The following is a 25970-nucleotide window of genomic DNA, read 5'->3' as shown; positions in this document are numbered from 1 at the left end:
AGTGAATGCTCGAGATCGTGAAAAGTGGCGGCTGGCTGATGGTGCCGATCCTGCTGTGTTCGGTGCTGGCCGTGGCGATCATCCTGGAACGTTTTATCTCGCTGCGGCGAGGGCGAGTGGTACCGCAGGGCCTGCTGGCGCGCGTATGGGAACAGATGCGCGAACACGGCCTGTCGATGGAGGACATCGAGCGCCTGCGTGAAAATTCCCCGCTGGGGGCCGTGCTGGCCGCGGGTCTGGCGACCCATGACCGTACCCGCCAGATTACCCAGGAAAGCATCGAGGAGGCGGGCCGGCGGGTGGCCCATGAACTCGAACGCTACATGAACACCCTCGGCACCATCGCGATGATCACGCCGCTGCTGGGGCTGCTGGGCACCGTGGTCGGCATGATCGAGGTCTTCACGGTGGTCACCGAGATCGGCGTGGGCAGTCCGCGGGATCTGGCCGGCGGCATCTCGCAGGCGCTGATCACCACCGCCACCGGCATCGGGATCGCGATTCCGGCGCTGATCTTCCATCGCTACTTCCGCGGCCGGATCGACGAGCTGGTGCTGGAGATGGAGCAGGAAGCCACCAAGCTGGTCGAGATCATGCACGGCGAGCGCAGTGCCAGCAGCGTCGAGGCCGGAGGCCGGGCGTGAAGTTCCGCCCGCCCACACAACGCGAGGAGCCCGGCGTCAATCTCACGCCGCTGATCGATGTGGTGTTCCTGCTGCTGATCTTCTTCATGGTCTCCACCACGTTCGACCGGCACGCCGACATCGACATCACCCTGCCATCGGCCGACCGGGAAGCGGAACAGGTGGACGATCGCGCCTGGATCGACATCGTGGTGGACGCCGACGGCCGTTATTTCGTGGACGGGCGGGAACTGGTGAACCGTCGGGCCGAAACCCTGGAACAGGTGCTGGGCGAAGTTCTCGAGGCCCGCGGCGATGACCCCGTGGTGATCCGCGCGGACGCCAGTGCCAGTCACCAGTCGGTGGTGCGGGCGCTGGACGTGGTGGGCCGCCTCGGTGTCAGCGCGGTGTCGATCGCGACACTGGGTGATGACGGCCGGGCGGCGGACGACTGAGCGGCATGTACACGACCGAACCGGGATATGGGGCCGGACTGGCGGGAGTCTGGAGCGCGGTCGGGCGGGACTGGCGCCGCGGTGACCGGGCACGCGCGCTGGCGCGGCTGGGGTTCCTCAGTCCGCCGGAGGACCGTGGCCGCCTGATCTGGATTCGGGCCGGGGCCGACCCCGAGAGCCTGCGCCTGGGGATCGAACTGCTGGGATTCGTGCGCCACAAGCGTCAGGACGTGCGCCTGGTGCTGACCTTCGAGCGCGACTGTCCCGAACTGTTCGAACAGCACATGCAGCCGTTTCGCAAGGTGGGCGTGGGGTACGGCCCCTGCGATCGGCCACGGGTCGTGCGCCGCGTGCTGGACCGCTTCCAGCCCGCGGGCATCATCCTGGCGGGCGGCGTGACCCCGCCCAACTTGCTGGAAGCCACACAGGCCCCGGTGATCGCGGTGAACGCGGCACCGCCGGCGCGGCCGGCGGCGCGGGGTCTGGAGCTGGCCTGGCCCCGCGATCCGGAAGAGAGCCGGCGCTGGAATGAGCACGCCGGCGACGGCGGTGCCGCGCGGTGGCTGGAACCGGCGGATCCGATGGCGCGTTTCGTCGAAGCGCAGGCGGACGTGGTCCTGCGCTCGCTGGTGGGTGGCGAGGTACGCCGGCTGTGGTGGTGGCACGGCACTGCGGCCGGCTGGCCGGACTGGCGCGCCGCCTGGGAGGCCTCCGGTTTCGGGGAGGAGGATATCCTGCTGGCCAGCCTGGAAGAGGACCCCGGTCACCCGCTGCCGGGGCGTTCACTGCGGGTGAGCGAATGGGATCGCAATGCGCTCGCGCCCGGGAATGTCGTGCAGCTGGACGACCCGCGCTGGTTCGCCGCGGCGGCCAGCGCGACGCAGGCGGTGCATCTGGATGCCCCGGGATCGCGGGTGCTGTGGCAGGCGCTTGCGGGCGGGACCGCGGTCAGCCTCGGGCGCGAAGGGACCCTGGAATTGCCGGTGGAGGTGCACGCCGATCCGCAGGCGGTGCTGGCCCGCTGGACGGCGTTGCGCGACGATGCCGCCGTCCGCCGTCAGCTGGGGGATGCCGCCCGCCGCCGGTTCTGGGACGAGCGGCGGCGGGTGGATGACCATTTCGAGACGCTGCTGGCCGAGGTCTGGGACTGGTGAGCCCGTTGCCGGGGAACGGAGGCCGCGCATGAATACGGCCTGGCTGAGTCGATGGTGGTGGCGACACTGGAGCCACCGCGGCCCGGTGGCCGCGACGTTGTACCCCCTGTCGCTGGCCTACGCCGGACTTGCGGAATATAACCGCATGCGCCTGGAAGAGATCCGCCGGAATACCCGACTGCCGTTGAAGGCGGTGATTGTGGTCGGGAATCTGACGGTCGGCGGCAGCGGCAAGACCCCGATGACGGACTGGCTGGCGCGGCGTCTGACGGAGGCGGGATATCGTCCGGGCATCGTGTCCCGCGGCTATGGCCGGCGTGGCGAGGCGGGGCAGGCGGTGCATCCGGATTCGGATCCGGCCGAGGTCGGGGACGAGCCCGTGCTGCTGGCCCGACGGACCCGGCTGCCGGTCCAGGTGGACCGCGATCGCGTGCGTGGCGCACGCGCGCTGGCCGACCGCGGCGCGGACGTGGTGATCGCCGATGACGGCATGCAGCACCATCGACTGCCACGGGATCTGACCGTGCTGATGGTGGACGGACGCCGGGGCCTCGGCAACGGTCTGTGTCTGCCGGCCGGGCCGCTGCGCGAGCCGAAGGCGGCACGTGCGCGGGCCGATTTCGTCGTGCGGACCGGTGGTGAGGCCGGCGCCGACGAGATCCCGATGCAGCTGGTACCGGCCTCGCGCCTGCGGCGGGTGGACGGCAGTGACGAGACCATGCGCCCGAGGCTTCTGGGCGGGCGGGAGGTCCACGCGGTCGCCGGCATCGCCGACCCGGAACGTTTTTTTTCCATGCTGGAGCAGCGCGGCATCTACGTGATCCGGCACCCGTTTCCGGACCATCATCGCTTTCGCGCGCGTGATCTGGCGTTTGATGACGACCTGCCGGTTCTGATGACCGAGAAGGATGCCGTAAAATGCCGGTCGTTCGCGCAATCCCGCCACTGGTACTGGCCCGTGGCGGCCAGCCTTCCAGCCACTTTCGAGCCGGCCCTGCTGCAGCGTCTCAGGACCAGCATCCGGCTCCGCCATCTGGGGTAAGTACAACATGGACAACCGCCTTCTCGACATCCTCGTCTGCCCGGAGACCAAGGGCCCGCTGAAATACGACCGCGAGAATCAGGAGCTGATCTCGGTTCAGGCCGGTCTGGCGTACCCGATCCGGGACGAGATCCCGGTGATGCTGGTGGACGAGGCCCGGCCCATGTCGGACGAGGAAAAGGAACGCTGGCGCGACGTCTGAGGGCGCCGTGGAACCCTTCGTTGTCGTCATTCCGGCGCGGCTGGCCTCCAGTCGTCTGCCGGAAAAGCCGCTGGTGCCGGTCGCGGGCCGTCCGCTGATCGCGCATGTCGTCGCGCGTGCGCGGGAGAGTCGTGCCTCCCGCGTCATCGTGGCGGCCGACGATGAACGGGTGCTGGCCGCAGCCCGCGAGGCGGGCGCGGAGGTGGTGTTGACCGCCGCGGACCTCCCGTCGGGGACCGACCGCATCGCCGCCGTGGCTGCGAGGGAGGGCTGGGGTGACGAATCCCTGGTGGTGAACCTGCAGGGGGACGAGCCCCTGACGCCCGGCGGGCTCCTCGACGAGCTGGCGGCCCTGCTGGCGGAATCGCCGGAGGCCGGGATGGCGACCTTCGGGGTGCCGCTGGGCAGTGCGGCCGATCTGCACGATCCGAACCAGGTCAAGCTGGTGACCGACGACCACGGGCGGGCGCTGTATTTTTCCCGCGCGCCCATTCCCTTCGACCGTGAGGCCGCGCGCGCCGGCCGCGACCCCGACACGTCGGCGGCCGTGCGTCACCTCGGACTGTACGCGTATCGCGCCGGGTTCCTGCGGCGCATGAGTGCGACCCCGCCGGCGCGCCTCGAACGCCTCGAGCAGCTGGAGCAGCTGCGAGCCCTGGCGATGGGCGCGCATATCCGGGTGGGGCTGCGCGCGGAGGCGCATCCGCCCGGTGTCGACACTCCGAGCGATGTAGAACGCGTGGAAGCCGTGCTGGCGCAGGGTCGGGGATCATGACGGACGGGTGGCCGCGTCGCCGGACGGCGGGGTACGCCGCGGGTGTCCTGATACTGGCGCTGGTGTTGACCGGATGTGGCGAGGGGCCGTCGGAGGCGCCGGCCTCCGAGCGTCCGGTCAAGCTGGTCACCGTGAGCGAGCGGGACACTCTCATCGAGCGCCGCTTCTCCGGGCGTACCCAGGCGGCGGAACGTGCCTGGCTGGCGTTTCGCGTCGGAGGGGTGGTCGAGTCGGTTGCGGTGGAGCGCGGCGAACGCGTGGACGAGGGCGACCTCCTGGCGCGTCTGGACCCGCGCGACTTCCAGCGCCGGGTGCGTGAACTGGAGGGCGGTCTGGTGGAGGCCCGCGCGGAGCAGCTGATGCTGGAGCGCGGCGCACGCGAGGAAGAACGGCGCCAGCTGGAGGCGCGGCTGGAGGCGGCCGGGGCCCGCGAGGAACAGGCCGAGTCCGAATACCGCCGGGTGGCGCGCATGCGCGACGACGGTCATGTGAGTCAGTCGGAATATGACCGCGCCCGCCGGGCTCTGCGCGAGGCCGCGGCGGACCGGCGTTCGGCGCAGGAGGCGCTGACCATCGCGCAGGCCGGCGGCCGCGAGGAGGAGCGCGAGGCCGCCCGGGGCCGGATCCGGCGCATCGAGGCGCAGCTGGAGCAGGCGCGCGACGCACTGGAAGACAGCGAACTCAGAGCCCCGTTCACCGGTTACGTCGCCGAACGCGATCTGGAACCGCATGAACCGGTGCAGGCCCATCACCCGGTGGTCCTGTTCGAGGATCTGGAATCCATCGAGATCGAGGTCGGCATTCCCGAGGGGCTGCTGGCCTGGCGGGACCGGCTGGAGGCGGTGGAGGTACGCATTCCGGCGCTGGACGACGCGCGTTTCTCCGCCAGCATCCGGTCGGTCGGGGTGGACGTGCTGCCGGGACGGCAGACCTATCCGGTCAAGGTGCGTCTGGAGACCCCCGACCCGCTGACCCTGCCCGCGACGGCGCTTGACCCCGACCGGGTCCTGCCGGGGATGACCGCCGAGGTCGCCTTCCGGGCGCGCCCCGAACCCGGTGTCGGCGTAGTGCTGCCGCCGTCCGCTCTGGTGGAACACGCGGAGGGCTACGCGGTGTGGGTGCGGGACCCGGAGGACGGCCGCGTCGCCCCGCGCCAGGTGGAAGTGCTTGGCGCGGATGGTCGCGGGGTGCGCGTGCAGGGTGATCTGGAACCGGGTGATGAGGTCGTCTCCGCGGGTGCCGGGCGGCTGCGCGAGGGCCAGCGTACCCGTCGGTTCAATGACGAGTCCCCGGCTTCGGGACGCGACACCGGGGCCGGGGGCAACCGGCCGTGAACCCGCCCGGCGGCGACAACGCCGGGTCCGGGTTCAACGCCGCGACCTGGGCCATCCAGCGGGCCCGGCTGGTAGTGTTCCTGACGGCCCTGCTGGTCCTCGGCGGGACCTGGGCCTTCATCGACATGGGCAAGCTCGAGGATCCCGAGTTCACCGTGCCGACCGCGCTGGTGCAGACCGGGTATCCCGGTGCTCGAGCCACGCGGGTGGAGGAGGAGGTCACCGAGGTCCTGGAGCGCCATATCCAGCAGCTCGACGAGCTGGATGAACTGGAGTCGGTGAGCCGCCATGGCGAATCGGTGATCTTCGTCCACGTCGACGAGGCTCTGGGGGATCAGGCTCAGCGCCAGGTCTGGGACGAGCTGGAACGCACCGTGCGCGCGGCGGTGCCGGATCTACCAGAGGGGATCCGCGGTCCACTGGTGGACGACGACTACGGGGATGTCTTCGGTACCCTGCTGGCGATCCACGGCGAGGGCTACAGCCACCGCGAGCTGCACGACTACGCCGATGAACTGCGCCGTGAACTGCTGCGCCTGCCCGGGGTGGCGCGGGCGGAGCTGTTCGGCGATCGCGGCGAGCGGATCTTCGTCGAGACCCGGCGTTCCCGTCTGGCCGCACTGGATCTGCATCCGGGGGTGATTATCCAGGCCCTGGAGCGCCAGAACGTGGTGGCGCCCGGCGGGGCGATCGAACTGGAGGAGGATCGCGTCCGGCTGTTCGTCTCCGGGGTGTTCGAATCGGTGGACGACGTTCGCAACCTGGCCATCCACAACCCCGAGACCGGCGAGCGTTTCCAGCTGCGCGATGTGGCCGAAGTGCACCGCGGTGACGCCGAGCCGCCGGAGCGCATGCTGCGCTACAACGGTCAGCCGGCGGTGGCGCTGGGGGTGAGCCCGACCGAAGGGACGAACGTGGTCGCCCTGGGTGACGACGTCCTGGAGCGCATCCAGGCGTTGCGCGGGGATCGCCCGGTGGGGATCGACATCGACACGGTCAACTTCCAGCCGGAGACCGTGCGCGCGGCCATCCTGGATTTCGGCGGCAATCTGGCGACCGCGGTGGTCATCGTGCTGGGGGTGCTGCTGGTAGCGCTCGGGTGGCGTACCGGCCTGATCGTCGGCATGGGCGTGCCGCTGACCATCCTGGCGACCTTTTTCGTGATGTGGGTGGCCGGCATCGAACTGCACCGGGTCTCGCTGGGGGCCCTGATCGTGGTGCTGGGGATGCTGGTGGACAACGCGATCGTCGTCGCCGAGCTGATGATGACCCGCATCCGGCGCGGCACCGAGCGACTGCAGGCGGCGCGCGAGGCGGTCAGCGAGACCGGCGGGCCGCTGCTGATCGGGACCCTGATCGCAGCGCTGGCGTTCTCGCCGATCAGCATGACGCCGACCCTGGTGGGCGAGTTCACCCGCTCGCTGTTCTGGGTGGTGGCGATCGCGCTGGGCCTGTCGTGGCTGCTGGCGGTAACCCTGACGGCCCTGCTGGCGTGGCGCTGGTTGCCGGGTCCGGTGAATGGCGACCCGACCGGCACGGAGACGCCCGGAATCGGCACGCAGCTGCTCGCGCTCTATCGCCGGGCGCTCACGGCCATGCTGCGCCATCGCCGTCGGACCCTGGCGTCGGTGGTCGGCCTGATGCTGGTCGCGGTCGCGTCCTTTGCGCTGGTACCGCAGATCTTCTTCCCGCCGGCCGACCGGGCGCAGTTCATGATCGATCACTGGCGGGGAGAAGGGACGCGCATCGAGACCACCGCAGCCGATGTGGCGCGGCTGGAATCCTGGCTGTCGCAGCACCCCGAGGTGGAAAGCTACACGGCCTTCATCGGCGAGGGGTCCCCGCGGTTCTATCTGCCGATGATGCCCGAGCTTCCCAATCCGGCGCTGGCCCAGATCCTGGTGCAGGTCGAAGACGTGGATCGACTGCATGACATCATCGCGGAGACCCGCGAATGGATGGACGGTCGCTTCCCCGGGGCGGAACCTCGGGTGCGGCCGATGCAGCTGGGGGAGCCCGTGCGCTATCCGGTGGAGCTGCGGCTGTCCGGGCCGCAGGACCGGGCCGAACTGCGCGCCACCGCCGACCGCGTGCTGGAATGGATGGAAGGTCACCCCGACCTGGAACGGCCCCGGCATGACTGGCGCGAACGCACACTGACGCTGGACGTACAGGTGGATCAGGACCGGGTACGAGCGGCCGGGCTGTCCAGCGCCGAGGTGGCCGAGACGCTGGAGGCCGGGGTCAGCGGCATGCCGATCGGGGTGTTCCGCGATGGCGATCAGGCCCTGCCGGTGCTGTGGCGCTTCCCGGAGGACGAACGCCGGGACCTGGCACAGCTGCACACCCTGGAGATCTGGCCGCGCGACGGCGGTGCCGCGGTGCCGCTGGGTCAGGTAGCCGAGGTGGAGCCCGTGTTCGACGAGGCGGTGATCTGGCGCCATGACCGGCGCCCCACCGTGACCCTGCAGGCGGACCTTGCCCCCGGTGCCACCGCCAGCGGTTTCGTGCGCGAGGCGGACCCGGTGATCGACACCCTGCTGCAGGGCACCGGGAACGCCGGGCGAGTGGAGCGCGCATGGGGCGGCGAGTTCGAGGCGGCCGCCGATGCCCAGGCCAGCGTGCTGGCGCCGGTGCCCGTCGTCCTGGGGCTGATGGTGGTGTTACTGCTCTGGCAGTTCAACAGTTTCCGCAACACCCTCGTGGTGGCACTCAGCGTCCCGCTGGCGGTGGTGGGCGTGGTCGCGGGTCTGCTGCTGTTCCGGCAGCCGTTCGGTTTCATCGCCCTGCTGGGGGCGATGAGCCTGGGCGGAATCCTCCTGCGCAATGCGATTGTGCTGGTGGAGCAGGCCGAGCTGGAACGCCGCCGCGGACTGGAACCCCTGGAGGCCCTGATCGAGGCCGCGGTCAATCGTTTCCGCCCGGTGTTGGTGACCGCCCTGACCACCATCCTCGGCATGATCCCGCTGGCGCTGTCCGGACCGTTCTGGGCGCCGCTGGCCATCGCCGTGATGAGCGGCCTTGCCGCCGGCACGGTGCTGATCCTCGGCGTGGTGCCGGTGCTCTACGCGACGCTGCACCGGCTCCCGCGCCCGGCCTGAAATTGCCGCGGGTCGGGATTCAGTCGTGCAAGCCGAGTATGCGCGGGAGCTGCCCGAGACGGCCCAGACGCGGCGGGGCGGGAACCGGGTGTTCCCAGGGCAGCGCGTCGGGGTTGTACCAGGCGGCGTTGAGACCCGCATCCAGCGCCCCGAGGATGTCCGCCACGGGGTCGTCGCCGACATGGAGGATGGCCGGTGCCGGTACGCCGGCACGCCGGCGCGCGTGTTCGAAGATTCGCGGATGCGGTTTGGCGGCGCCCGCTTCGGCCGCGGGAACGGCGAAATCGAAATAACGGCCCAGGGGCGTGCGGAACACGTCGGCGTTGCCGTTGCTGATGGCGCCGAGGGTGAATCGGCCATGCAGGCGGGCGAGCACCGCGTCGGCCTCGGGGAACGGGGTCACCTCGTTGCGGGCATGCCAGAAGACCGCGAAGCCTTCCTCCTCGAGGGTGTCCGGACAGACCTGGCAGCGTTGTGCAAGACCGCGCAGCCATCGCTTGCGCAGGCGGGTAAGGTCGTGGCGCTCTTCCTCGGGTGCGGCACGCATGAAGCCCGCGCGGTCGGCCACCAGCTCCTCGGGTTCGAAGCGGGCGCAGACTGCGGGCGCGCGTTCGCGCAGCCAGGCGTAGAAACGGTCTTCGGCATGACGGATGACCGGCATCACCGGCCAGAGGGTGTCGTCCAGATCGAACGTGATGCATTCGATCGAATGATCGGGTGCCGCGGCGGGTCGAGATTTCGATTTCATCGAACGTTATTGTCGGAGTTTTGCGTCGAGCGTCGCTTTTCCGAACCTCAAGCAGGTGTAAAATGAAGGGGAATTTCAATCGTGCAGCTTTCATTCTGCCCGAAAAGGAGAATCACAACATGAAGAAGCTCTTTCTGCGCAGTCTTCCCGTGGCCCTGCTGGGTGCGATGATGATGACCGGTACCGCTCAGGCGGTCGATCCCGAGGACGCGATCGAGTATCGCCAGGGCGTGTTCAAGGCCTTCAGCTGGAATTTCGGCCCGATGGCGGGCATGGCCCAGGGCGAGATCCCGTTCAACGAGGAGATGTTCCTGGAGCGTGCCGATCAGCTGGCGCGCCTGGCCGACATGCCGTGGCAGGGCTTTACCGAGGGCTCCGATCTCGGTGAAACCGATGCCATGATGGAGGTCTGGGAAGATCAGGAGACCTGGGAACAGAAGATCGCGGACTTCGAAGAAGAGGTTTCGCGCATGACGGCCCTGATCGATGAAGGGGCCGATGAAATGCAGCTGCGCCGTCAGGCCGGCGAGATCGGCCAGTCCTGCAAGGCCTGCCACGACAGCTTCCGCGCTGACTGATCGGCCGGCGGGGCCACCCGGTGGTATATGCCGCCGGGTCGGCCCGTGCCGAACTGAGACATACCGGGGCCCGTCGCTGCAGCGGCGGGCCTTTCTGGTTGCGGGCCGCGCACCGTGCCCGGGCCGCGCACGACTTCAGCGTAACCCGGGGGCCGTGGCGTCCTCCGCCGGGTCCACCCGGATCTCCAGCGATACGTCATCCCGGGCGCGGGTGGTGCGGCGGCGAACGGGCGGGTGAACGTCGCGGGCGTCGCTTTCCAGCCGCGACCGGATGCCGGCGAAATCGTGCCAGCTCCCGGGCTCCAGGGTGATCTCCGTTGCGACCCGTTCGTGCTCGGCGCCGCGCTGCAGGGGCGTCTGATGGAGATGGGTGATCGCCACGCGCACGCGGCCATCGGGTTGCATGCGGGGTTCCACGGCGAAGCCGCGCGCCGTGTCGCGATAGATGGGTTCGATGGCCACGCCGGCACGGCCGGCAAACAGGCGGTAACCGGCGGGCAGCGTCTCCCCGACCATCAGAACGGCGCGCCCTCCGTCGCGCAGCCGCAGGAACTGCTCGCGGTCCTCGTCTCGCCGGGTGGTAAAGCGCCGGATACGGCCGGCGGTTTCGTCGTCGTGGTCGCGGCGGCGGCGCACGCGCAGGATCAGATCGGGGGACGCCCGGTCGAGCTCCGCCACCATCTGGCGGATCTCCTTGATCTCGTGCGCCGGCGCGCGCACCAGAAGGCGGAAGCCGTCCGGCTGCAGGGTGGCGCCGGGGAACAGTTCGCGCAGGTCGTGCACCACGGCTTCGGCCCGGCGATTCTGCAAGTCGATGACCGTGACACGGTCGGCCGCGTCGCGAGCCGTGGAACGGAGAGGCAGGGCGAGGAGGCAGGCGGCCGCGCTCGCCCGCAGGAACCGTCGGCGTCGGTCAGAAATGGACACGTCGCAGTTCGTCCGAATCCCGGCCGGCTTCCCAGCTCGCTTCGAATTCCTCGGCGCGGCGCCGGGTCCGGCCTCGATGATCGGTTTCACCCCGCAGGATGCGCTGGCTGCCCGAACGCGTGAACTGCATCCAGCCGGACTGATCGGCGATGACCGTCACCACCAGCGGTGCGTTTTCGTCGGGTTCCAGCACCCGCACGGAGACCGCGGTGGTCAGGCGCTTGAGCGTGCCGACCAGTTCGGGCAGACGGTCCTTCAGTGCCAGGTCGTCGTCCACCAGCAGGCGAATGTCGGTGGAGCGGTGGCGCTGGGCCATGCGCGCGAGGGTGCCGGGGAGATCGTCGTCCGCGACTTCTTCCAGCAGCGATACCGGAGCATGGATCCACAGGATCCGCCCGGCGTTTTCGCTCATCTCCCGCAGCATTTCGCGGGCCTGCTCGCGCGGGTCTTCCGTGGTTTCCTCGACTTCGCCGCCTTCCGTGTTCATGCCTTCTCCTTTGTCATCCGGCCCGTCTCATCCGGCGCGGGCCATGGAATTCCGGATGCGCCGCAGCATGCGCCGGTGGGGGATGCCCGCATCCTCGAACGTGTCACTGATGATAAAGAAATCGTGACGGGCATAGAATCCCAGGCGAGTCGCCTGGGCGTTCAGCCAGACCTCCCGCCAGCCGTGGCGGATTGCTGCACTCAGGGCGCACTCGAGCAGATGCGATCCGATGCCGTGACCGCGCCAGGGCTGGCGCACGGCCATGCGTCCGATCTGGCCGCTCGGCAGCAGGCGCAGGGTGCCGATGGGTTCGCCTCCCGGCTCCTCCGCCAGCCAGTGCAGGGCCCCGGCGTCGAGGCCGTCGAATTCAAGGTCTTCGGGCACCTGCTGTTCCTCCACGAAGACTTCGCGGCGAATCAGGGACAGTGCCTTCCGGTCGGCAGGCCAGCTGGCCTCCCGAAAGTTGATGCGCTGGGACATAACCACCTCCTCCTCGTGGCCGGTTACCCAAGGCCACGCCGGACAGAAGAGTCTAGTTCAGCCTCGGGGTTCCTGCCCGTGAGGCAGTCCGCGTTCCGGGCGTTCCATGACGGTCTGCATCAGGTCGACCCGAGCGGAACTGAAACCGATTTCGCAGTACGCCAGGTAGTAACGCCACATGCGCAGAAACGCCGGTGAATAACCGAGCGCCTCGATGGGCCCCCGGGTGCGCATGACCTCGCGGTACCAGTGCATCAGGGTGCGGGCGTAGTCGGCACCGAAGAACGCGCGCTCGGTGACCTGAAGGCCGGCCGCGGCCGCCGCGTCGCCGAAGCGTGCCGGGGTCGGGAGCATGCCGCCGGGAAACACGTACAACTGGATGAAGTCGGCGTTGCGGCGGTAATACTCGAATGCCGCTTCCTCGATGGTAATGACCTGAACCGCGGCACGCCCGCCGGGCCGCAGGCGGCGGTGCACCTGCTCGAACCAGGTGGACCACCAGCGTTCGCCGACGGCCTCGAACATCTCGATGGACACGACGTGGTCGAAGGTCTCGTTCAGTTCGCGGTAGTCCTGCAGACGCAGGTCGACCCGGTCCGCCAGTCCCGCCTGCCGGATCCGCTCGCGGGCGTATTCCAGCTGCTCGTCGGACAGGGTGACGCCGGTTACCCGGTAGCCGCGCCGGGCCGCGAATTCCGCAAAACCGCCCCAGCCACAGCCAATCTCGAGGATGTGGGCGCCGGGTTCCGGAGCCAGGCGCGTCAGCAGCCGTTCGTATTTCTGCTCCTGGGCGCGCTCCAGGGATTCGTCGCTGCGACAGAACAGCGCGGCGGAGTAGCCCATGCCGCGATCCAGCCACAGGCGGTAGAAGTCGTTGCCGAGATCGTAATGGAAACGGATATTGGCGCGGCTGCCCCGGCGCGAGTTGCGCCGCAGCCAGTGGCGCAGGGCATCCACTCCGCGTTGCCAGGCGGGGCGCTGGTACACGCGGCCGAGCCGGTGTTCGTTCTCCATCGCCAGACGCAGCAGGGCATGCAGATCGGGCGTGGTCCATTCGCCGTTGATGAAACCCTCGGCGAAGCCGATGTCGCCGTGGCGGGCCAGTCGCACAAGCGTGGCCCACGGCCGCCGCAGGTGCCAGACCGCCTCGCTGCCCGGGCCCTGCCCGGCGATCTCGCGGCGTTCGCCATGCGGACCGATCAGGGTCAGGTGACCGTGGTCCAGTCCATGGATACGTCGCGCCAGCAGATCCAGGGCCCGGCTCGCCGCGGACCGGGACACGGCCGGAAGCCGTTCGCTGCGTTGCAGTTCCATCAGCTCAACTCCTTTTCGGGCGGGTCGGGCCGCGGGTGATAGCGCCCGCCGCGCCACCAGATCTTCAGCGCCTGCCAGTGGATCAGGAACAGGACCTGGAGGGTCATCCAGGGCATGCGGGCCCACTGGCGCAGCAGGGCCGCGTCGGTCATCGGCCGGACATGGCCGTGCTGGGTGGCGACCAGCAGCAGCCGGTCGTCCTGGTATTCGCGGATCGCCACGCGCATCGAGCTGCCTTCGCGCAGTTCGGGCGCGGTCACGGCGAACGCGTAGCGTGCGTCCATATCGATGAACGGCGAGACGTGAAACACCTTGTCCTGCTCCCCGCGCAGCATGCCCCCCGCGCTGTCTCCGGCCGGCAGCAGATAATGGTGATGCTCGCCAAAGGTGTTGCGGACTTCCAGCAAAACGGCCTGCAGATGCCCGTCCATTTGATGGCAGTACCAGATGCTCAGGGGGTTGAAGGCATGGCCGAGGACCCGGGGCGTGGCCTGCAGAAGGATCGCGCCGCCATCGGGTTCCAGTCCGCCCTCGCGCAGCCGGGCCTCGACCCACGGCCGCCAGGGCGTCCCATCGCGGCGGCCGTGGTCACGGGTATGCAGGCTGAACAGATTGAAGCGATCCAGCGAGAACCAGCGGCGGTTGCGCGCCAGATCTTCGATCCGGTCGATGTCGAACAGCGCGCTCACCACCCGGTAGCGAAAACGGTAGTCCGGCCCGTGCAGGCGACGGTGCATGACATGGCCGGGAAGCAGGGCGGCATCCATCAGGTTTGTCCCGTCACGGTGCGGACCGCGGTTCCCGCGGGCTGACTGGCGTCTGCGCGGGGAACAGCCAGGGGTTCGGAACCCGCCGCCCAGGGCATTTCCACTCCCAGTGCGCGCCCCACGCTCCGTGCCGAACGCAGGCCGTCCTCGTGAAAGCCGTCGCCCATCCACGCCCCGGCGAAATACAGGCCGTCCTCGCCCTGGTGTTCGGCCAGTGCAGCGCGCGCCCGTTCGGCCGGCGCGTCCATCACCGGGTGTTCCCACAGGAACTCGCCCAGGGTCAGCGAAGGATGCGGGTCGTGCAGGGGGTTGAGGCTGACGATGTAGTTCTCGCGACGCTGCAGCCGGTGCAGGGCGTTCATCCAGTAGGATACCGAGACGCCGCGTTCGCCGGTTGCGCGTGCGCGCGAGAGGTAGTTCCACGAAGACCAGACGCGGCGGGAGCGCGGCATCAACCGGGCGTCGGTATGCAGCAGCGCGCGGTTTTCCTGAAACTGGCAGGCGGCCAGGCGGGCGCGGGTGGCTTCGGGGCCGCCGTCCAGCAGCCGGCGGGCATCGCCCGCGTGGCAGGCGAACACCACGCGGTCGAACTCCTCGGGTTCGCCGGATCCGTGCACCCGCCACTGCGAGGCGCGAGCCTCCACGGCGGATACCGCGCCGTGCGCCACCGAGCCGGGGGCCAGGCGCTGCGCCAGACGCCGGACGTAGCTGCGCGAACCGCCGACCACCGTGCGCCACTGCGGGCGATCGCGCAGATCCAGCAGACCATGATTGAGGAAGAAGCGCAGGAAGCTGGCCGCCGGGAATTCGCGGATGCGCGCCGGCGGACACGACCAGATGGCCGCGCCCATCGGCAGCAGATAGTCTTCGGTGAAGCCGCGCCCCAGGCGATGACGGGCCAGGAACTCGCCCAGCGTGCCCTCCGGCATCTCCTGCCGTGCATTGAGTTCGTGGCCCAGGCGGTTGAAGCGCAGGATATCGGCGACCATGCGCAGGAACCGCGGACGCCACAGATTGGTGCGCTGGGCGAACAGCGTGTTCAGGTCGTTGCCGGCATATTCGAGGCCGGCGGGTTGTTGCGAACAGGCAAAGCTCATGTCCGTGGGACGGGTCTCGACGGCCAGCTCCGCGAACAGGCGGGTGAGCAGGGGATAGTTGCGTTGGTTATAGACCACGAACCCGGTGTCGATGGCGGTCGGCCCCTCGGGGTCGGCCACATCCACGGTATGCGCATGGCCCCCGAGCTGCGGCGCCTGTTCGAACAGCCGAACATCGTGGCGCTGCTGCAGGATCCAGGCCGAGGCGAGTCCGGCAATACCGCCGCCGATGACGGCGAGGCGCTGTCTTTGCATGTCCGGGCTCTCCAGCGGCCGGGGTAGATATCTATCTTATACAATACCTGTACAATGGCTGTAAATGACGCCGAAGGAGACGAGCATGGCGGAGACCAACCCTGACTGGCCCGAACCGGTGCGCCGCGCACTGGAGGAATACCCGATCGTGCTGGTGACCTCCGGTCTCAGCGACACCCGCGAAGCGGAGGCCCTGCTGGACCAGCAGCGGCCCGGCGAGTGGACCCGCCTGGAATGGGGCATGGGGTCGGCCGGGAACCGCGCGGCGTTCCACCAGTTGCAGCAGGCCACCGGCATGCGCATCCTGCCCCTGGTGGTCACGCGGGAAGGCGCCCTGGGCGGGGTGCCCGAACTGCGCGCCTGGCTGGGTGATACCACGCCGGACACGCCTCGGACCGACGCGCGGGACCCGGTCCTGACGGTGCTGGGCGCCGGCGGACTGATACCGTTCGTGTTCTTCGGGGCAGGGGCATGGATCGCCCATCCGGAATGGCAGGCTTTCGCACTCAACGCGCTGGCGCTATATGGTGCGGTCATTCTGGCGTTTCTGGGAGCGATCCACTGGGGCATCCACCTGGCGGACCGTTCCCATCGAGTGGGGCCGCTTTCGGGCCCTGCCTGGGCGGTCATCCCGCCCGTGCTGGCCTGGCTGGCGGTCCTGCAACCGTTGCCCGAGGCGATCATGACCCTGGCGGTCCTGTTCCTGGGCGTGTTGTGGGTGGACCGGCTGAGCCTGCGTGACCGGCGACTGCCGCCGGGCTATCTCACCCTGCGCATGGTGCTGACCACCGGCGCGATCCTCTCCCTGGCCGCGGGCCTGGGGGCGGTCACGGTCGGTTGATCCGATCCGCTCTGATCCAAGGAGAACATGATGGATGCCGCTTCGCACAGCGACTCGCACAATGACAAGGAATCCGATAACCGCACGCCGGCCAGCGAACTGGCCGGGCACTACCGCGAGATCCTGGTCGGGCTCGGCGAGGACCCGGAACGCGAGGGCCTGAAGGACACCCCGCTGCGTGCCGCGAAGGCATTGCAGTACCTCACCCGCGGCTACGAACAGGACCTGGACACCATCGTCAACGGGGCACTGTTCACCTCAGACAACGACGAGATGGTCCTGCTGCGCGACATCGAGCTGTATTCGCTGTGCGAGCACCACGTGCTGCCGATCATCGGCAAGGTGCACGTGGCCTACCTGCCGGACGGCAAGGTGATCGGCCTCTCCAAGATCGCACGCATCGTCGACATGTTCGCCGCCCGCCTGCAGATCCAGGAAAACCTGACGCGTCAGATCGCCGAGGCCCTGCAGCAGGTGACCCAGGCCAAGGGCGTGGGCGTGGTGGTGGATGCCCGCCACATGTGCATGACCATGCGCGGCGTGGAAAAGCAGCACTCCTCGATGGCCACCTCGGTCATGCTCGGCGCGTTCCGTGAGGACTCGCGCACCCGGCGCGAATTCCTCAACCTCATCGGCCGAGGCGGGCGCGACTGAGCGTCGGCCCGGAATCGGTCAGCGCCGATCCCCGGTGGCCTCGGCCGCCATCTGTTCGTAGCTGGTGTGGCGCACGTTCTTGCCCTTGACGAAGTAGACGACGTATTCGCAGATGTTGCGGGCGCGGTCGCCGATGCGTTCCAGGGAGCGGGTGGCCCAGACGATGTCCATCAGGCGGGGGACGGCGTCGGGGGCGGCGGTCATCTGTTTCATCAGCTTGTGGGTGACGGATTCGTACAGACTGTCGATCTGAATGTCCTGCTGGGCGACCCGCACCGCCTGCTCGGTGTCCATGCGGGCGAAGGCGTCCAGCGCGCCACGGGTCATGTGGCGCACGTGTTCGCCCATTTCCGCGAGATCGCTCATCGGGGCGGTCTGGCGGTCGGCTTCGAGCAGATGCAGGCCCATGCGGCCGATGCGCTCGGCCTCGTCACCCATGCGTTCGAGATCGGTGATGGTCTTGATCACCGCGATCACCAGACGCAGGTCGGAGGCGGTGGGCTGGCGCCGAGCGAGGATGTGGGTGCACTGCTCGTCGATCTCGACCTCCAGCGCGTTGATGCGGTAGTCGGTGGTGATCACGGTCTCGGCCTGTTCGGTGTCGCCTTCGACCATGGCGTTCACCGCATCGGCAAGCTGCTGTTCCACCAGTCCGCCCATTTCCATCACGCGCTTGATGATGTCTTCCAGCTCCTCGTTGAACTGCTGGGAGATGTGCTGCTTGAAGAAACTCTTGTCCATGGCGTGGGGGCTCCTCAGCCGAAGCGGCCGGTGATGTAGTCCTCGGTCTGCTTATTCGCGGGCGAGGTGAACAGGGTGTCGGTGTCGGCGTATTCGATCAGTTCGCCCATGTACATGAAGGCGGTGTAGTCGGATACGCGCGCGGCCTGCTGCATGTTGTGGGTGACGATGACCAGCGTGTAGTCCTTCTTCAGCTCGATCATCAGTTCCTCGATCTTGAGCGTGGCCAGCGGGTCCAGCGCCGAGCAGGGCTCGTCCAGCAGCAGCACCTCGGGGTCGATGGCGATCGCCCGGGCGATCACCAGGCGCTGCTGCTGGCCGCCGGACAGGCCGAAGGCGTTCTCGTGCAGGCGGTCCTTGACCTCGTCCCACAGGGCCGCGCGGCGCAGGGACTTTTCCACCACGTCGTCGAGGCGGCGCCGATTCTTCACGCCCTGCAGGCGCAGGCCGTAGGCCACGTTCTCGTAGATCGACTTGGGGAAGGGATTGGGCTTCTGGAACACCATGCCGACCCGGCGGCGCAGCTCGGGTACGTCCACGTTGGCACCGTAGATGTCCTCGCCGTCGAGGCGGATGGTGCCTTCGATGCGGGCGACGTCGATCAGGTCGTTCATGCGGTTGAAGCAGCGCAGGAAAGTGGACTTGCCGCAGCCGGACGGTCCGATGAAGGCGGTGATCCGGTTCTTCGGGATGCGGATGTCGATACCCTTGAGCGCCTGGTCGTCGCCGTAGTACAGCTTCAGGTCTTCTGCGGTCAGGCAGATGTCTTCGCGATCGATGTTCAGGCCGCGCGGGGCCTGCTGCTGGGCCGGATTGACGGCGTGGGTCCGGGTGTCACTCATTTCGGGTACTCCGTGGCGAATGGGGTTCGACGCCGATCGCGTCTCAGTCGCTTTCCGCGCGGTATTTCTCGCGCAGATGGTTGCGGATGGAGATGGCGGTCAGGTTAAGGACGACGATCAGCAGCACCAGGATCAGGGCCGTGGCGTACACCAGCGGCCGGCCTGCCTCGACGTTCGGGCTTTTGAAGCCCACGTCGTAGATGTGGTAGCCGAGATGCATGAACGCACGGTCCAGGTGCAGATAGGGGAAGGTGCCGTCCACCGGCAGGTTGGGCGCGAGCTTGACCACGCCCACCAGCATCAGCGGTGCGACCTCGCCGGCGGCGCGCGCCACCGCAAGGATCAGGCCGGTCATCATGGCCGGCGCGGACAGCGGCACGATCAGCCGCCACAGGGTCTCGGCCTTGGTGGCGCCCAGCGACAGGGAACCGTGGCGTACGCTGCTGCCGATCCGTGTCAGGCCCTCCTCGGTAGAGACGATCACCACCGGCAGGGTCAGCAGGGCGAGCGTCAGCGATGCCCAGATGATCGCCGGCGAACCGAACGTGGGCGAGGGCAGGGCATCCTGGAAGAAGATCTGGTCGATGTTGCCGCCGATCAGGTACACGAAGAAGCCCAGGCCGAACACCCCGAACACGATCGACGGTACCCCCGCCAGGTTGTTCACCGAGATGCGGATGATGCGCACCAGCGGGCCCTGTTTCGCGTATTCGCGCAGGTAGATCGCGGCAAGCACGCCGAACGGGGTCACCACGATCGACATCAGGATTACCATCAGCACGGTGCCGAAGATCGCCGGGAGGATGCCGCCCTCGGTGTTCGCCTCGCGCGGGTAGCCGGTCATGAAGTCCCAGAAACTGCCGACGTAGTGGCGCAGTTTGGCGGCCGTGCTCATGTCGTTCGGCCACCAGGCGTTCACGATCTGCGACAGCGCGAGGGTCGTGCGCTGGCCATCGGCGGTTTCCAGCACGATGGCGTAACGGGCGACTTCCTCGCGCAGGGCGTTGCGTTCGGATTCCAGCTCGGCGTATTCGGCGTCCAGGGCCGCCTGTTCCTCGTCGAGTTCCCGGTGGCGCTGCGCGCGCTGTTCCTCCGGTAGCGAGGTGTCCCGCTCGAGGCCGCGACGGTCGAGCCGCACCCGTTCCATCTGATGATTGACCTGACCGATCTCGACCCGCTCGATGCGTTCGAGCTGCTGCACCAGATCGCGGGTCTCCCGGATGCGTTGTTCGAAGGCGGTGCGTGCCGCTTCGCCTTCGGCCACGGTCTCGCCGTCCTCGCGGTATTCCCGGATGAAGCCGAAGAAGTCACCCCATTGCAGGCGTTCCAGCACCACGGCGCCGCGCGGGGTGCGGCGTTCGGACATCGCGTCTTCGAGATACCAGCGGAAGTCGCGTGAATCCAGGTCGCGGTTGCCGCGCTTGATCAGGTGGCGCACGACGATTTCCTGACCCTCCGGCACCTGAAAGCCGGCTTCCCGCGCGGCCTGGGCGGTCATGGTCTCCGAGCGTGCGAGTTCGCCCATCACCCCCCGGGGCTCGCTGTCAGCCGCGGGCTGGTATTCGAACTCGATGACCTCGGACGGCCAGAAGAACGACAGGCCATTCACCGCGATCATGGTGATCAGCCCGAAGACCATCACCAGTGAGGCGGCGATTGCCCCGGCATTCAGCCAGATCCACGGGGTGCCGGACTGGAACCAGTGTTTCATCGTTGTTCCTTACAGGGTGCTGTATTTGTTCCGCAGGCGCTGGCGCACGATCTCGGCGATGGTGTTCACCGTGAAGGTGAGGGCGAACAGGACCAGCGCGGCCAGGAACAGGATGCGGTAATGGGTGCCGCCCACCGCGGTCTCGGGCATCTCCACCGCGATGTTCGCGGAGAGCGTGCGCATGCCCTCGAAGATGTTGAAGTTGACCACCGGGGAGTTGCCGGTCGCCATCAGCACGATCATGGTCTCGCCGACGGCGCGGCCGAAGCCGATCATCACCGCCGAGAAGATCCCCGGGCTGGCGGTCAGCAGCACCACGCGCACCACCGTCTGCCAGGGGGTGGCGCCCAGTGCGAGCGAGCCCTGGGTCAGGTGCCTGGGCACGTTGAATACCGCATCCTCGGAGATCGAGTAGATGGTCGGGATCACCGCGAAACCCATCGCGATCCCGATCACCAGGGCGTTGCGCTGGTCGTAGGTGTAGCCGGCGTCGGTCAGCCACTGACGGGCATCCCCGTTGAACATCCAGATTTCCAGATGCGGGCTGATGAACACCGCGAACCAGCCCACCAGCAGGATCACCGGGATCAGGATCGCGGCTTCCCAGCCTGCGGGGATCGCACGGCGTACGCCCTCCGGCAGGACCCGCGTCCAGATATAGGCCATCACCAGCATGGCCAGCGGGAGCAGAATCAGGATGCTGGCTACCGCGGGCAGATTGGCCTCGATGAACGGGGCCAGCCACAGGCCCGCCAGAAAGCCCAGGATGACGGTCGGCAGGGCCTCCATCAGTTCGATGCTGGGCTTGGTCAGGCTGCGCATGCGGCTCGACATGAAATACGCGCTGTAGATCGCCCCCATGATGGCCAGCGGGGTGGCGAACAGCATGGCGTAGAAGGCGGCCTTGACCGTTCCGAGGGTCAGCGGCACCAGCGAGAACTTGGGTTCGAATTCGTCGGTGGCGGATGACGACTGCCACACGTAGTCGCCGCCGGAACGGCCCTCGTACCAGACCTTTTGCCACAGCACGTGGAAGGAGACTTCCGGGTGCGGGTTGGACAGGTCGTTCACGAACCAGCTCTCGGCGTCGTCGATCGCGATCAGCATGCGATTGCGCGGGTCGATGTACGCGCGGTAGAGGGGACGGTCGCTGATCGTTTGCTGGAGCAGGGTGCGCTGCGAGGTCGGGTAATGGACCGCCAGGGCGCCCGAGGCATCGGTGGTGGCGAACCCCTTGCGGATGTATTCCGGCTGGGTGTTGGTGACCGCATCGGTATGTTGCGGGAAGTCGCGGACGCGGGTGATGCGGTTCACGTTGTCTTCGTCGCGCACCAGCATGTACTGGGCGACCGAGCCATCCGAGCCCCCGACCACGACGGAAACCGTCCCCAGGATGTATTCCAGCGAGGTCACCTCGGCATCGTCCCCGCGCACCACGCGCTGGCTGTCGACGAGCCGGGCGTCGCGGGGAGTGCTGATGTCGTAGAAATGCAGCCGGCCCCGGTCGTCGCCCACCATCAGGTTGCGTCCGGTAATGTCGACCAGGATGCGGGTCGGTGTCGCGTCCCCGGGCAGGGAGGGCAGGTCGTGGGCCGAACGGGTGACCTCGGTCTCGCCGGTCATCATCGAGGTGCGTTCCTCGAAGTTGACCAGTCGCAGGTCACCGTCCTCGGTGGCCGCGGCCACCCGCACGCCGCTGGAGCCTCGCTGGATGCCGACCACGTCGATGGCCCGGCCCTCGGAATCCACGTCCAGCAGCGCCGAATCCTCGTCTCCCAGGGGGTACACCAGGCCCGGATCGTATTCGCGACCCTGCGGCGTGAAGCGTTCGTTGTATTCGTATTCGATGGCCAGTACCTGGCCGTTGTCCAGGCCGGCCGCGACCAGGCGCGTGCGCGGTTCGGCCATGCTGAAACTGGTGACCCGTACGTCATCCGGTATCGGCAGCGGCTGTTCGCGTACCACCTCGCCGCTGTACGGGCGGAAGAAGACCGCCCGACGGTCCTCGGTCAGGCGCACGGCCATTTCGCGATGCCGATTGACCGCCAGGTGGATGGTCCCGGTGTCGGCCCCGCCGGGTGCATCGTAGGCCGCGCGTTCCTCCAGCGAGGCGCCCTGGAACATCGGCAGGGTTTCGCTCAGGAGGTAGACGAACATCAGGGTCAGGGCGCCGATCACGGCCAGCCCGAAAAATCCGATCAGGTAGCGGGCCGAGGTGTCCTTGGCGCGGCGCCAGCGCTGGAAGCGGTCGAGAGTGGTGTTCGCGATGGTGCCGGGCATTCGGTTCCCCTGAAATATCGACGGGCGCGTGACGGTCGTTGGCAGGGATCCTAAGGGCGCGTTGTGACAGTCCGATGACACTGCGGTGACAGGCATTTGAACGCGCAGCGGCTCGAGGAGAGAGGCATAAACGAAAGAGGCATAAACGAAAAAGGCCCGGACAGTGTCCGGGCCCTGATGCCTCCCCATTGCGGGCGGTACACCGCTTATTCGAGGCCGAGGGCCTCGCGCTGGCGCTTGGCGACCGTCTCGGGCAGCGGGACGAAGCCGTCACGCACGACCACCTCCTGGCCTTCCTTCGACAGCACCATCTTCAGGAACTCGGCCTGGCGCGGGGCGAGGCCGTCTTCCGGGTGGTTGTTGACCGCGACGTAGAGGAAGCGCGACAGGGGGTAGTCGCCGGAAGCGGCGTTCTCGGCAGTCGGCTCGTACAGGGCATCCTCGCTCTCGCCGAGGGCGATGGCGCGGACACCGGAGGTGTTGTAGCCGATGCCGGAATAGCCGATGCCGTTGAGGGACTCGGCGACACCCTGGACGACCGAGGCGGAACCCGGCTGTTCGTTCACGGCATTCTTGAAGTCACCGTCGCACAGGGCGTGCTGGCGGAAGTACCCGTAGGTGCCGGAGACCGCGTTACGCCCGTAGATGGTGATGTCGCGGTTGGCCCAGGAGCCTTCCAGGCCGAGCTGGCCCCAGCGGTTGATGTCCTCGGCACCGCCGCAGCGGCGGGTGGACGAGAACGCCGCGTCCACCTGTTCGATCGACATCCCCTCGATCGGATTGTCGCGGTTCACGAACACCGCGATGGAGTCGATGGCCACCGGCACCAGGGTCATCTCGTAGCCGTGGCGCTGCTCGAACGAGGCCTGCTCGCTGTCGCGCGGCTGGCGCGACATCGGGCCGAAGTCGGCGGTGCCCTCGGTCAGGGCGGGCGGGGCGGTGGAGGTGCCGGCACCCTGGATCTGGATGTTGACGTTGGGGTAAAAGTCCTGGAACTCCTCGGCCCACAGCGCCATCAGGTTGTTCAGGGTGTCCGAGCCTTCGCTGGACAGGTTGCCGGAGATGCCGCTGACGGTCTGGTAGGCCGGCAGATCCGGGTCGACATCGGCCATCGCCGGTGTGACGGCCAGGGCGGCGGCCGCGGCGGCGGCCAGAACGGTACGCTTGAACAGCATGGGTCACTCCCTCGTGCTTGCTTGACGGTGCGTCGGACCGGTGGGTCCTTGATGCCGGATTATCGGGAGCCATGCTTGCAGTTTGGTGACGGCGACGTGACAGAAGCATGACAGGGGGCTGTAACGGGATTGTCATCGGCGCTTCATACAGTGCACCCATGAAAGCTGATCGCCCCCTTCGCGTCTGGCCCCTGGCCGCCCGTGTCCTGGTGCGTCCGGGACCGGTGCTGCGCTCGCTCGCCGGTCACGGTCCGCTGCCTTCGTGGCAGGCCGTGTTCCTGCGTTTCTCTCTGCCCCTGGTGCTGACCAGCGTCATCCTCAGTCAATGGCTTTACGGGCTGATGCCGCCCGCGCTGCCTCCCGAGTCCGTTCCGGATCCGGTAGGCTTCGGCGTCTACAGCGTGCTGGCGATGACGGTGGGGGTCGCGGGGCTGACCCTGTCGGCTCACTACCTGGTGGAGCTGTTCCAGGGGCCGACGGGTCCCGAGCGGGCCGCCATGGCCGTGACTCTGGGGCTGGTCCCGGCGTGGCTGGGCAACGTGGTCGCGGCGTTCCCCTGGCCTTGGGGCAACGGTCTCGCGCTGGCCCTGATCCTGTACAGCCTAGCGCTGCTGTATGTGGCTCTGCGCGAATTGCTGGGACTGAAACGCGGCAACCGGATCGGCCTGTGGGCGGCCACGCTGTTCTCCGGGGCGTTCATCACGCTGGTCTTTGGCTGGGCGTTGATGGACCTGATCCCCGGGGCTGCCCCGGAGCTGCGTCTCGGCACGACCTGGTTGATCTGAGTTCAGTTTTCGCAGCGCCGCACCGCATGCACCGGGAAATGGCAACTGAAGCGGCTGCCGACGCCCAGTTCGCTGTCGATCTGCAGCTGTCCCTGGTGGCGCAGCAGCACGTGCTTGACGATGGCCAGGCCCAGGCCGGTGCCGCCGCGATCCTGGCTGCGGGCGTCATCCACGCGGTAGAAACGCTCGGTCAGCCTCTCCAGATGGTGGCTGGCGATGCCGGGACCGTTGTCGTCCACGGCGAGGGTAGCGCCGCCGTCGTCGGTTGCGGACCAGCTCAGAGTGACCCGGGTGCCTGCCGGGGTGTACTTGATGGCATTGAACAGCAAGTTGGCGAAGGCCGATCGCAACTCGGTCTCGGTGCCGAGGATCTCCAGATCGGGCTCGGCGTCCAGTGCCAGGTGGTGGCCGCGGTCGCCGGACAGCAGTTCGGCCTCGTCGATCAGATTGCGCAGCATCTTGGTCGGATTGAACCAGGTCTGCTCGCCCTGTTCCGACCCGGTCTCCAGGCGCGAGAGCATCAGCAGGTCGTCCACCAGCAGTTTCATGCGCTCGGACTGTTCGCGCAGCAGGCGTACCGAATCCATCAGTTCCGGCTGGTCGACCAGTTCGTCCTCGAGGGTTTCGGCCACGCCGTAGAGCACGGTCAGCGGGGTGCGCAGTTCATGGGACACGTTGGCGATGAAATCCCGGCGCATCACCTCCAGACGGTGCAGGTGCGTGGTGTCGCGCGCCAGCAGCAGGTACTGGTGCTCGCCGTAGGGCACCAGACGGATCTCCAGTCGCCGGTTCGCATCCAGCGGCGACGGCATGTTGAGGCTCTCCTGTGGCGGGCTGGCGGGGTCCATGAAGCGCAGGAAATCCGGATGGCGCACCAGGTGGGTGATGCGGCGGCCCTCGTCGGCCGGCCATTCCAGGTCCAGCAGGCGCGCGGCGGTGGGATTCGCCCATTCGATCCGGTGCTCGGGGTTGAGGACCACCACCGCGTCGGGAAGGGCGCTGGCCGAGTCGCGATAGCGTTCCAGCGTGCGCCGCAGGCCGGCCACCCGGCGCAGTCGCCGCTGGCGGCGCTGGTGCAGGTTGGTGAAGATCTCGCCCCATATCCCGCGGGCATCCGGGGGCTCGCTGCGGCCGCCGCGACGGGCCCAGTTTTCCAGACGGTAGAGCTGCAGGAGGTTCCAGCCCAGCGCGGCGGTCAGCAGGGCCGTCGCGGTGATCCACGGGTAGCCGAGGGCCCATCCGGTGCCGAGAATGATCAGGCCGGCGAGCAGGTTGCGGGCAATAACCCGTGGCCAGGGATTGAAGGGGGGCTGCAAGGGGCGGATCCGGTCAGGGCTGGTCGGAGAAACGGTAACCGGAGCCCCGCACCGTCTGCACCAGGTCGTCGTGTCCGGTTTCGGCCAGGGCCTTGCGCAGGCGACGGATGTGGACATCCACGGTGCGTTCCTCCACGTAGACGTTGGTGCCCCAGACCTTGTCCAGCAGGAGTTATGGTCAAGTCTGGTGTATGAGTGATCGCTGGTTCAGGCGGCGCTCCGGTCGGTGATGGAGGATTCCTCGTCGTTGGTCGGTTCGGTCTGCTCGATGCCGTCGATGAACTGA

At 68.0% G+C, this 25970-nt stretch carries 25 protein-coding genes and 1 pseudogene; 12 read left to right on the top strand and 14 right to left on the bottom strand.

The window, feature by feature from the left end; all coding sequences use genetic code 11:
• Positions 1-5: 5 nt before the first annotated feature.
• The 8 genes from D893_RS08800 to D893_RS08765 are packed head-to-tail and all read left to right on the top strand — an operon-like array spanning position 6 to position 8686.
• The gene (locus D893_RS08800) at positions 6-644 is read left to right on the top strand and encodes a MotA/TolQ/ExbB proton channel family protein (protein ID WP_018869578.1); all 639 of its coding nucleotides are present in this window, start codon (positions 6-8) and stop codon (positions 642-644) included.
• Positions 641-1078 carry a biopolymer transporter ExbD gene (locus D893_RS08795; protein ID WP_018869577.1) on the top strand — a complete coding sequence of 146 codons (438 nt, stop codon included), beginning with the start codon at positions 641-643 and terminating at the stop codon, positions 1076-1078. The genes D893_RS08800 and D893_RS08795 overlap by 4 nt, the downstream gene beginning before the upstream one ends.
• Positions 1079-1083: 5 nt before the next feature.
• Positions 1084-2232: a glycosyltransferase N-terminal domain-containing protein gene (locus D893_RS08790; RefSeq protein ID WP_110619586.1), complete on the top strand. Its 1149-nt coding sequence runs from the start codon at positions 1084-1086 to the stop codon at positions 2230-2232.
• 28 nt (positions 2233-2260) lie between these two features.
• Positions 2261-3274, top strand: coding sequence for a tetraacyldisaccharide 4'-kinase (gene lpxK / locus D893_RS08785; protein ID WP_110619585.1), 1014 nt, complete (start codon positions 2261-2263; stop codon positions 3272-3274).
• Between the two features lie 7 nt (positions 3275-3281).
• Positions 3282-3476, top strand: a complete 195-nt coding sequence (locus D893_RS08780; RefSeq protein ID WP_110619584.1) for a Trm112 family protein — start codon at positions 3282-3284, stop codon at positions 3474-3476.
• A gap of 7 nt (positions 3477-3483) precedes the next feature.
• The gene (gene kdsB / locus D893_RS08775) at positions 3484-4251 is read left to right on the top strand and encodes a 3-deoxy-manno-octulosonate cytidylyltransferase (RefSeq protein WP_110619583.1); all 768 of its coding nucleotides are present in this window, start codon (positions 3484-3486) and stop codon (positions 4249-4251) included.
• Positions 4248-5585, top strand: a complete 1338-nt coding sequence (locus tag D893_RS08770; protein WP_110619582.1) for an efflux RND transporter periplasmic adaptor subunit — start codon at positions 4248-4250, stop codon at positions 5583-5585. The genes kdsB and D893_RS08770 overlap by 4 nt, the downstream gene beginning before the upstream one ends.
• Complete coding sequence (locus tag D893_RS08765) at positions 5582-8686, top strand: efflux RND transporter permease subunit (protein ID WP_110619581.1); 3105 nt, start codon at positions 5582-5584, stop codon at positions 8684-8686. Before D893_RS08770 ends, D893_RS08765 begins: the two co-directional genes overlap by 4 nt.
• Positions 8687-8705: 19 nt before the next feature.
• Here D893_RS08765 and D893_RS08760 read toward each other — a convergent pair whose 3' ends face one another.
• Positions 8706-9434, bottom strand: a complete 729-nt coding sequence (locus D893_RS08760) for an HAD family hydrolase (protein ID WP_110619580.1) — start codon at positions 9432-9434, stop codon at positions 8706-8708.
• Between the two features lie 62 nt (positions 9435-9496).
• Between D893_RS08760 and D893_RS08755 the strand changes: the two genes are divergently transcribed.
• On the top strand, positions 9497-10012 hold the full coding sequence (locus D893_RS08755; protein WP_019022146.1) for a cytochrome c: 516 nt from the start codon (positions 9497-9499) through the stop codon (positions 10010-10012).
• Positions 10013-10147: 135 nt separating this feature from the next.
• On the opposite strand, the gene D893_RS08750 is transcribed toward D893_RS08755, so the two are convergent.
• Genes D893_RS08750 through D893_RS08725 form a run of 6 tightly spaced genes read right to left on the bottom strand, consistent with a single transcriptional unit; the run spans position 10148 to position 15339 of the window.
• Positions 10148-10939, bottom strand: a complete 792-nt coding sequence (locus D893_RS08750) for a secretin N-terminal domain-containing protein (RefSeq protein WP_110619579.1) — start codon at positions 10937-10939, stop codon at positions 10148-10150.
• On the bottom strand, positions 10926-11426 hold the full coding sequence (locus D893_RS08745; RefSeq protein ID WP_110619578.1) for a hypothetical protein: 501 nt from the start codon (positions 11424-11426) through the stop codon (positions 10926-10928). The genes D893_RS08750 and D893_RS08745 overlap by 14 nt, the downstream gene beginning before the upstream one ends.
• A 27-nt stretch (positions 11427-11453) precedes the next feature.
• On the bottom strand, positions 11454-11906 hold the full coding sequence (locus D893_RS08740; RefSeq protein ID WP_018945899.1) for a GNAT family N-acetyltransferase: 453 nt from the start codon (positions 11904-11906) through the stop codon (positions 11454-11456).
• A gap of 57 nt (positions 11907-11963) precedes the next feature.
• A complete protein-coding gene (locus D893_RS08735) occupies positions 11964-13220 on the bottom strand; it encodes a cyclopropane-fatty-acyl-phospholipid synthase family protein (protein WP_110619577.1) in 1257 nt (418 codons plus the stop codon).
• A complete protein-coding gene (locus D893_RS08730) occupies positions 13220-13987 on the bottom strand; it encodes a DUF1365 domain-containing protein (RefSeq protein ID WP_110619576.1) in 768 nt (255 codons plus the stop codon). The genes D893_RS08735 and D893_RS08730 overlap by 1 nt, the downstream gene beginning before the upstream one ends.
• Complete coding sequence (locus tag D893_RS08725; protein ID WP_110619575.1) at positions 13987-15339, bottom strand: FAD-dependent oxidoreductase; 1353 nt, start codon at positions 15337-15339, stop codon at positions 13987-13989. The genes D893_RS08730 and D893_RS08725 overlap by 1 nt, the downstream gene beginning before the upstream one ends.
• Before the next feature lie 85 nt (positions 15340-15424).
• Here D893_RS08725 and D893_RS08720 point away from each other — a divergent pair, with 85 nt between their 5' ends.
• A complete protein-coding gene (locus D893_RS08720) occupies positions 15425-16180 on the top strand; it encodes a DUF3429 domain-containing protein (RefSeq protein WP_018945903.1) in 756 nt (251 codons plus the stop codon).
• A gap of 30 nt (positions 16181-16210) precedes the next feature.
• A complete protein-coding gene (folE, locus tag D893_RS08715) occupies positions 16211-16834 on the top strand; it encodes a GTP cyclohydrolase I FolE (protein WP_018945904.1) in 624 nt (207 codons plus the stop codon).
• Between the two features lie 18 nt (positions 16835-16852).
• Here the strand turns inward: folE and phoU are convergent, their stop codons facing one another.
• From phoU to D893_RS08690, 5 genes are all read right to left on the bottom strand, one after another.
• Positions 16853-17575 carry a phosphate signaling complex protein PhoU gene (phoU, locus tag D893_RS08710; protein WP_024328937.1) on the bottom strand — a complete coding sequence of 241 codons (723 nt, stop codon included), beginning with the start codon at positions 17573-17575 and terminating at the stop codon, positions 16853-16855.
• Positions 17576-17589: 14 nt separating this feature from the next.
• The gene (gene pstB, locus D893_RS08705; protein ID WP_110619574.1) at positions 17590-18417 is read right to left on the bottom strand and encodes a phosphate ABC transporter ATP-binding protein PstB; all 828 of its coding nucleotides are present in this window, start codon (positions 18415-18417) and stop codon (positions 17590-17592) included.
• A 43-nt stretch (positions 18418-18460) separates the two neighbouring features.
• Complete coding sequence (pstA, locus tag D893_RS08700) at positions 18461-20128, bottom strand: phosphate ABC transporter permease PstA (RefSeq protein ID WP_110619573.1); 1668 nt, start codon at positions 20126-20128, stop codon at positions 18461-18463.
• Between the two features lie 9 nt (positions 20129-20137).
• Positions 20138-22408: an ABC transporter permease subunit gene (locus D893_RS08695; protein WP_018945908.1), complete on the bottom strand. Its 2271-nt coding sequence runs from the start codon at positions 22406-22408 to the stop codon at positions 20138-20140.
• A gap of 206 nt (positions 22409-22614) precedes the next feature.
• Positions 22615-23583 carry a phosphate ABC transporter substrate-binding protein PstS family protein gene (locus D893_RS08690; RefSeq protein WP_110619572.1) on the bottom strand — a complete coding sequence of 323 codons (969 nt, stop codon included), beginning with the start codon at positions 23581-23583 and terminating at the stop codon, positions 22615-22617.
• Positions 23584-23741: 158 nt separating this feature from the next.
• On the opposite strand from D893_RS08690, the gene D893_RS08685 reads away from it, so the two are divergent.
• Positions 23742-24368, top strand: coding sequence for a YIP1 family protein (locus D893_RS08685; protein WP_077244005.1), 627 nt, complete (start codon positions 23742-23744; stop codon positions 24366-24368).
• A gap of 2 nt (positions 24369-24370) precedes the next feature.
• Here the strand turns inward: D893_RS08685 and phoR are convergent, their stop codons facing one another.
• Both phoR and D893_RS08675 read right to left on the bottom strand, forming a co-directional pair.
• Positions 24371-25684 carry a phosphate regulon sensor histidine kinase PhoR gene (phoR, locus tag D893_RS08680; protein ID WP_110619571.1) on the bottom strand — a complete coding sequence of 438 codons (1314 nt, stop codon included), beginning with the start codon at positions 25682-25684 and terminating at the stop codon, positions 24371-24373.
• Positions 25685-25697: 13 nt separating this feature from the next.
• Positions 25698-25853 (bottom strand): annotated as a pseudogene (locus D893_RS08675) (winged helix-turn-helix domain-containing protein); the annotation flags it as partial.
• Between the last annotated feature and the right edge of the window lie 117 nt (positions 25854-25970).

Origin of the sequence: Thioalkalivibrio sp. ALE21 (genome assembly GCF_003208255.1) — a bacterium.
GTDB lineage: Bacteria > Pseudomonadota > Gammaproteobacteria > Ectothiorhodospirales > Ectothiorhodospiraceae > Thioalkalivibrio > Thioalkalivibrio halophilus.
Note: the sequence above shows the minus strand (reverse complement) of the source record. Positions and strands in the feature narration are given on the sequence as shown.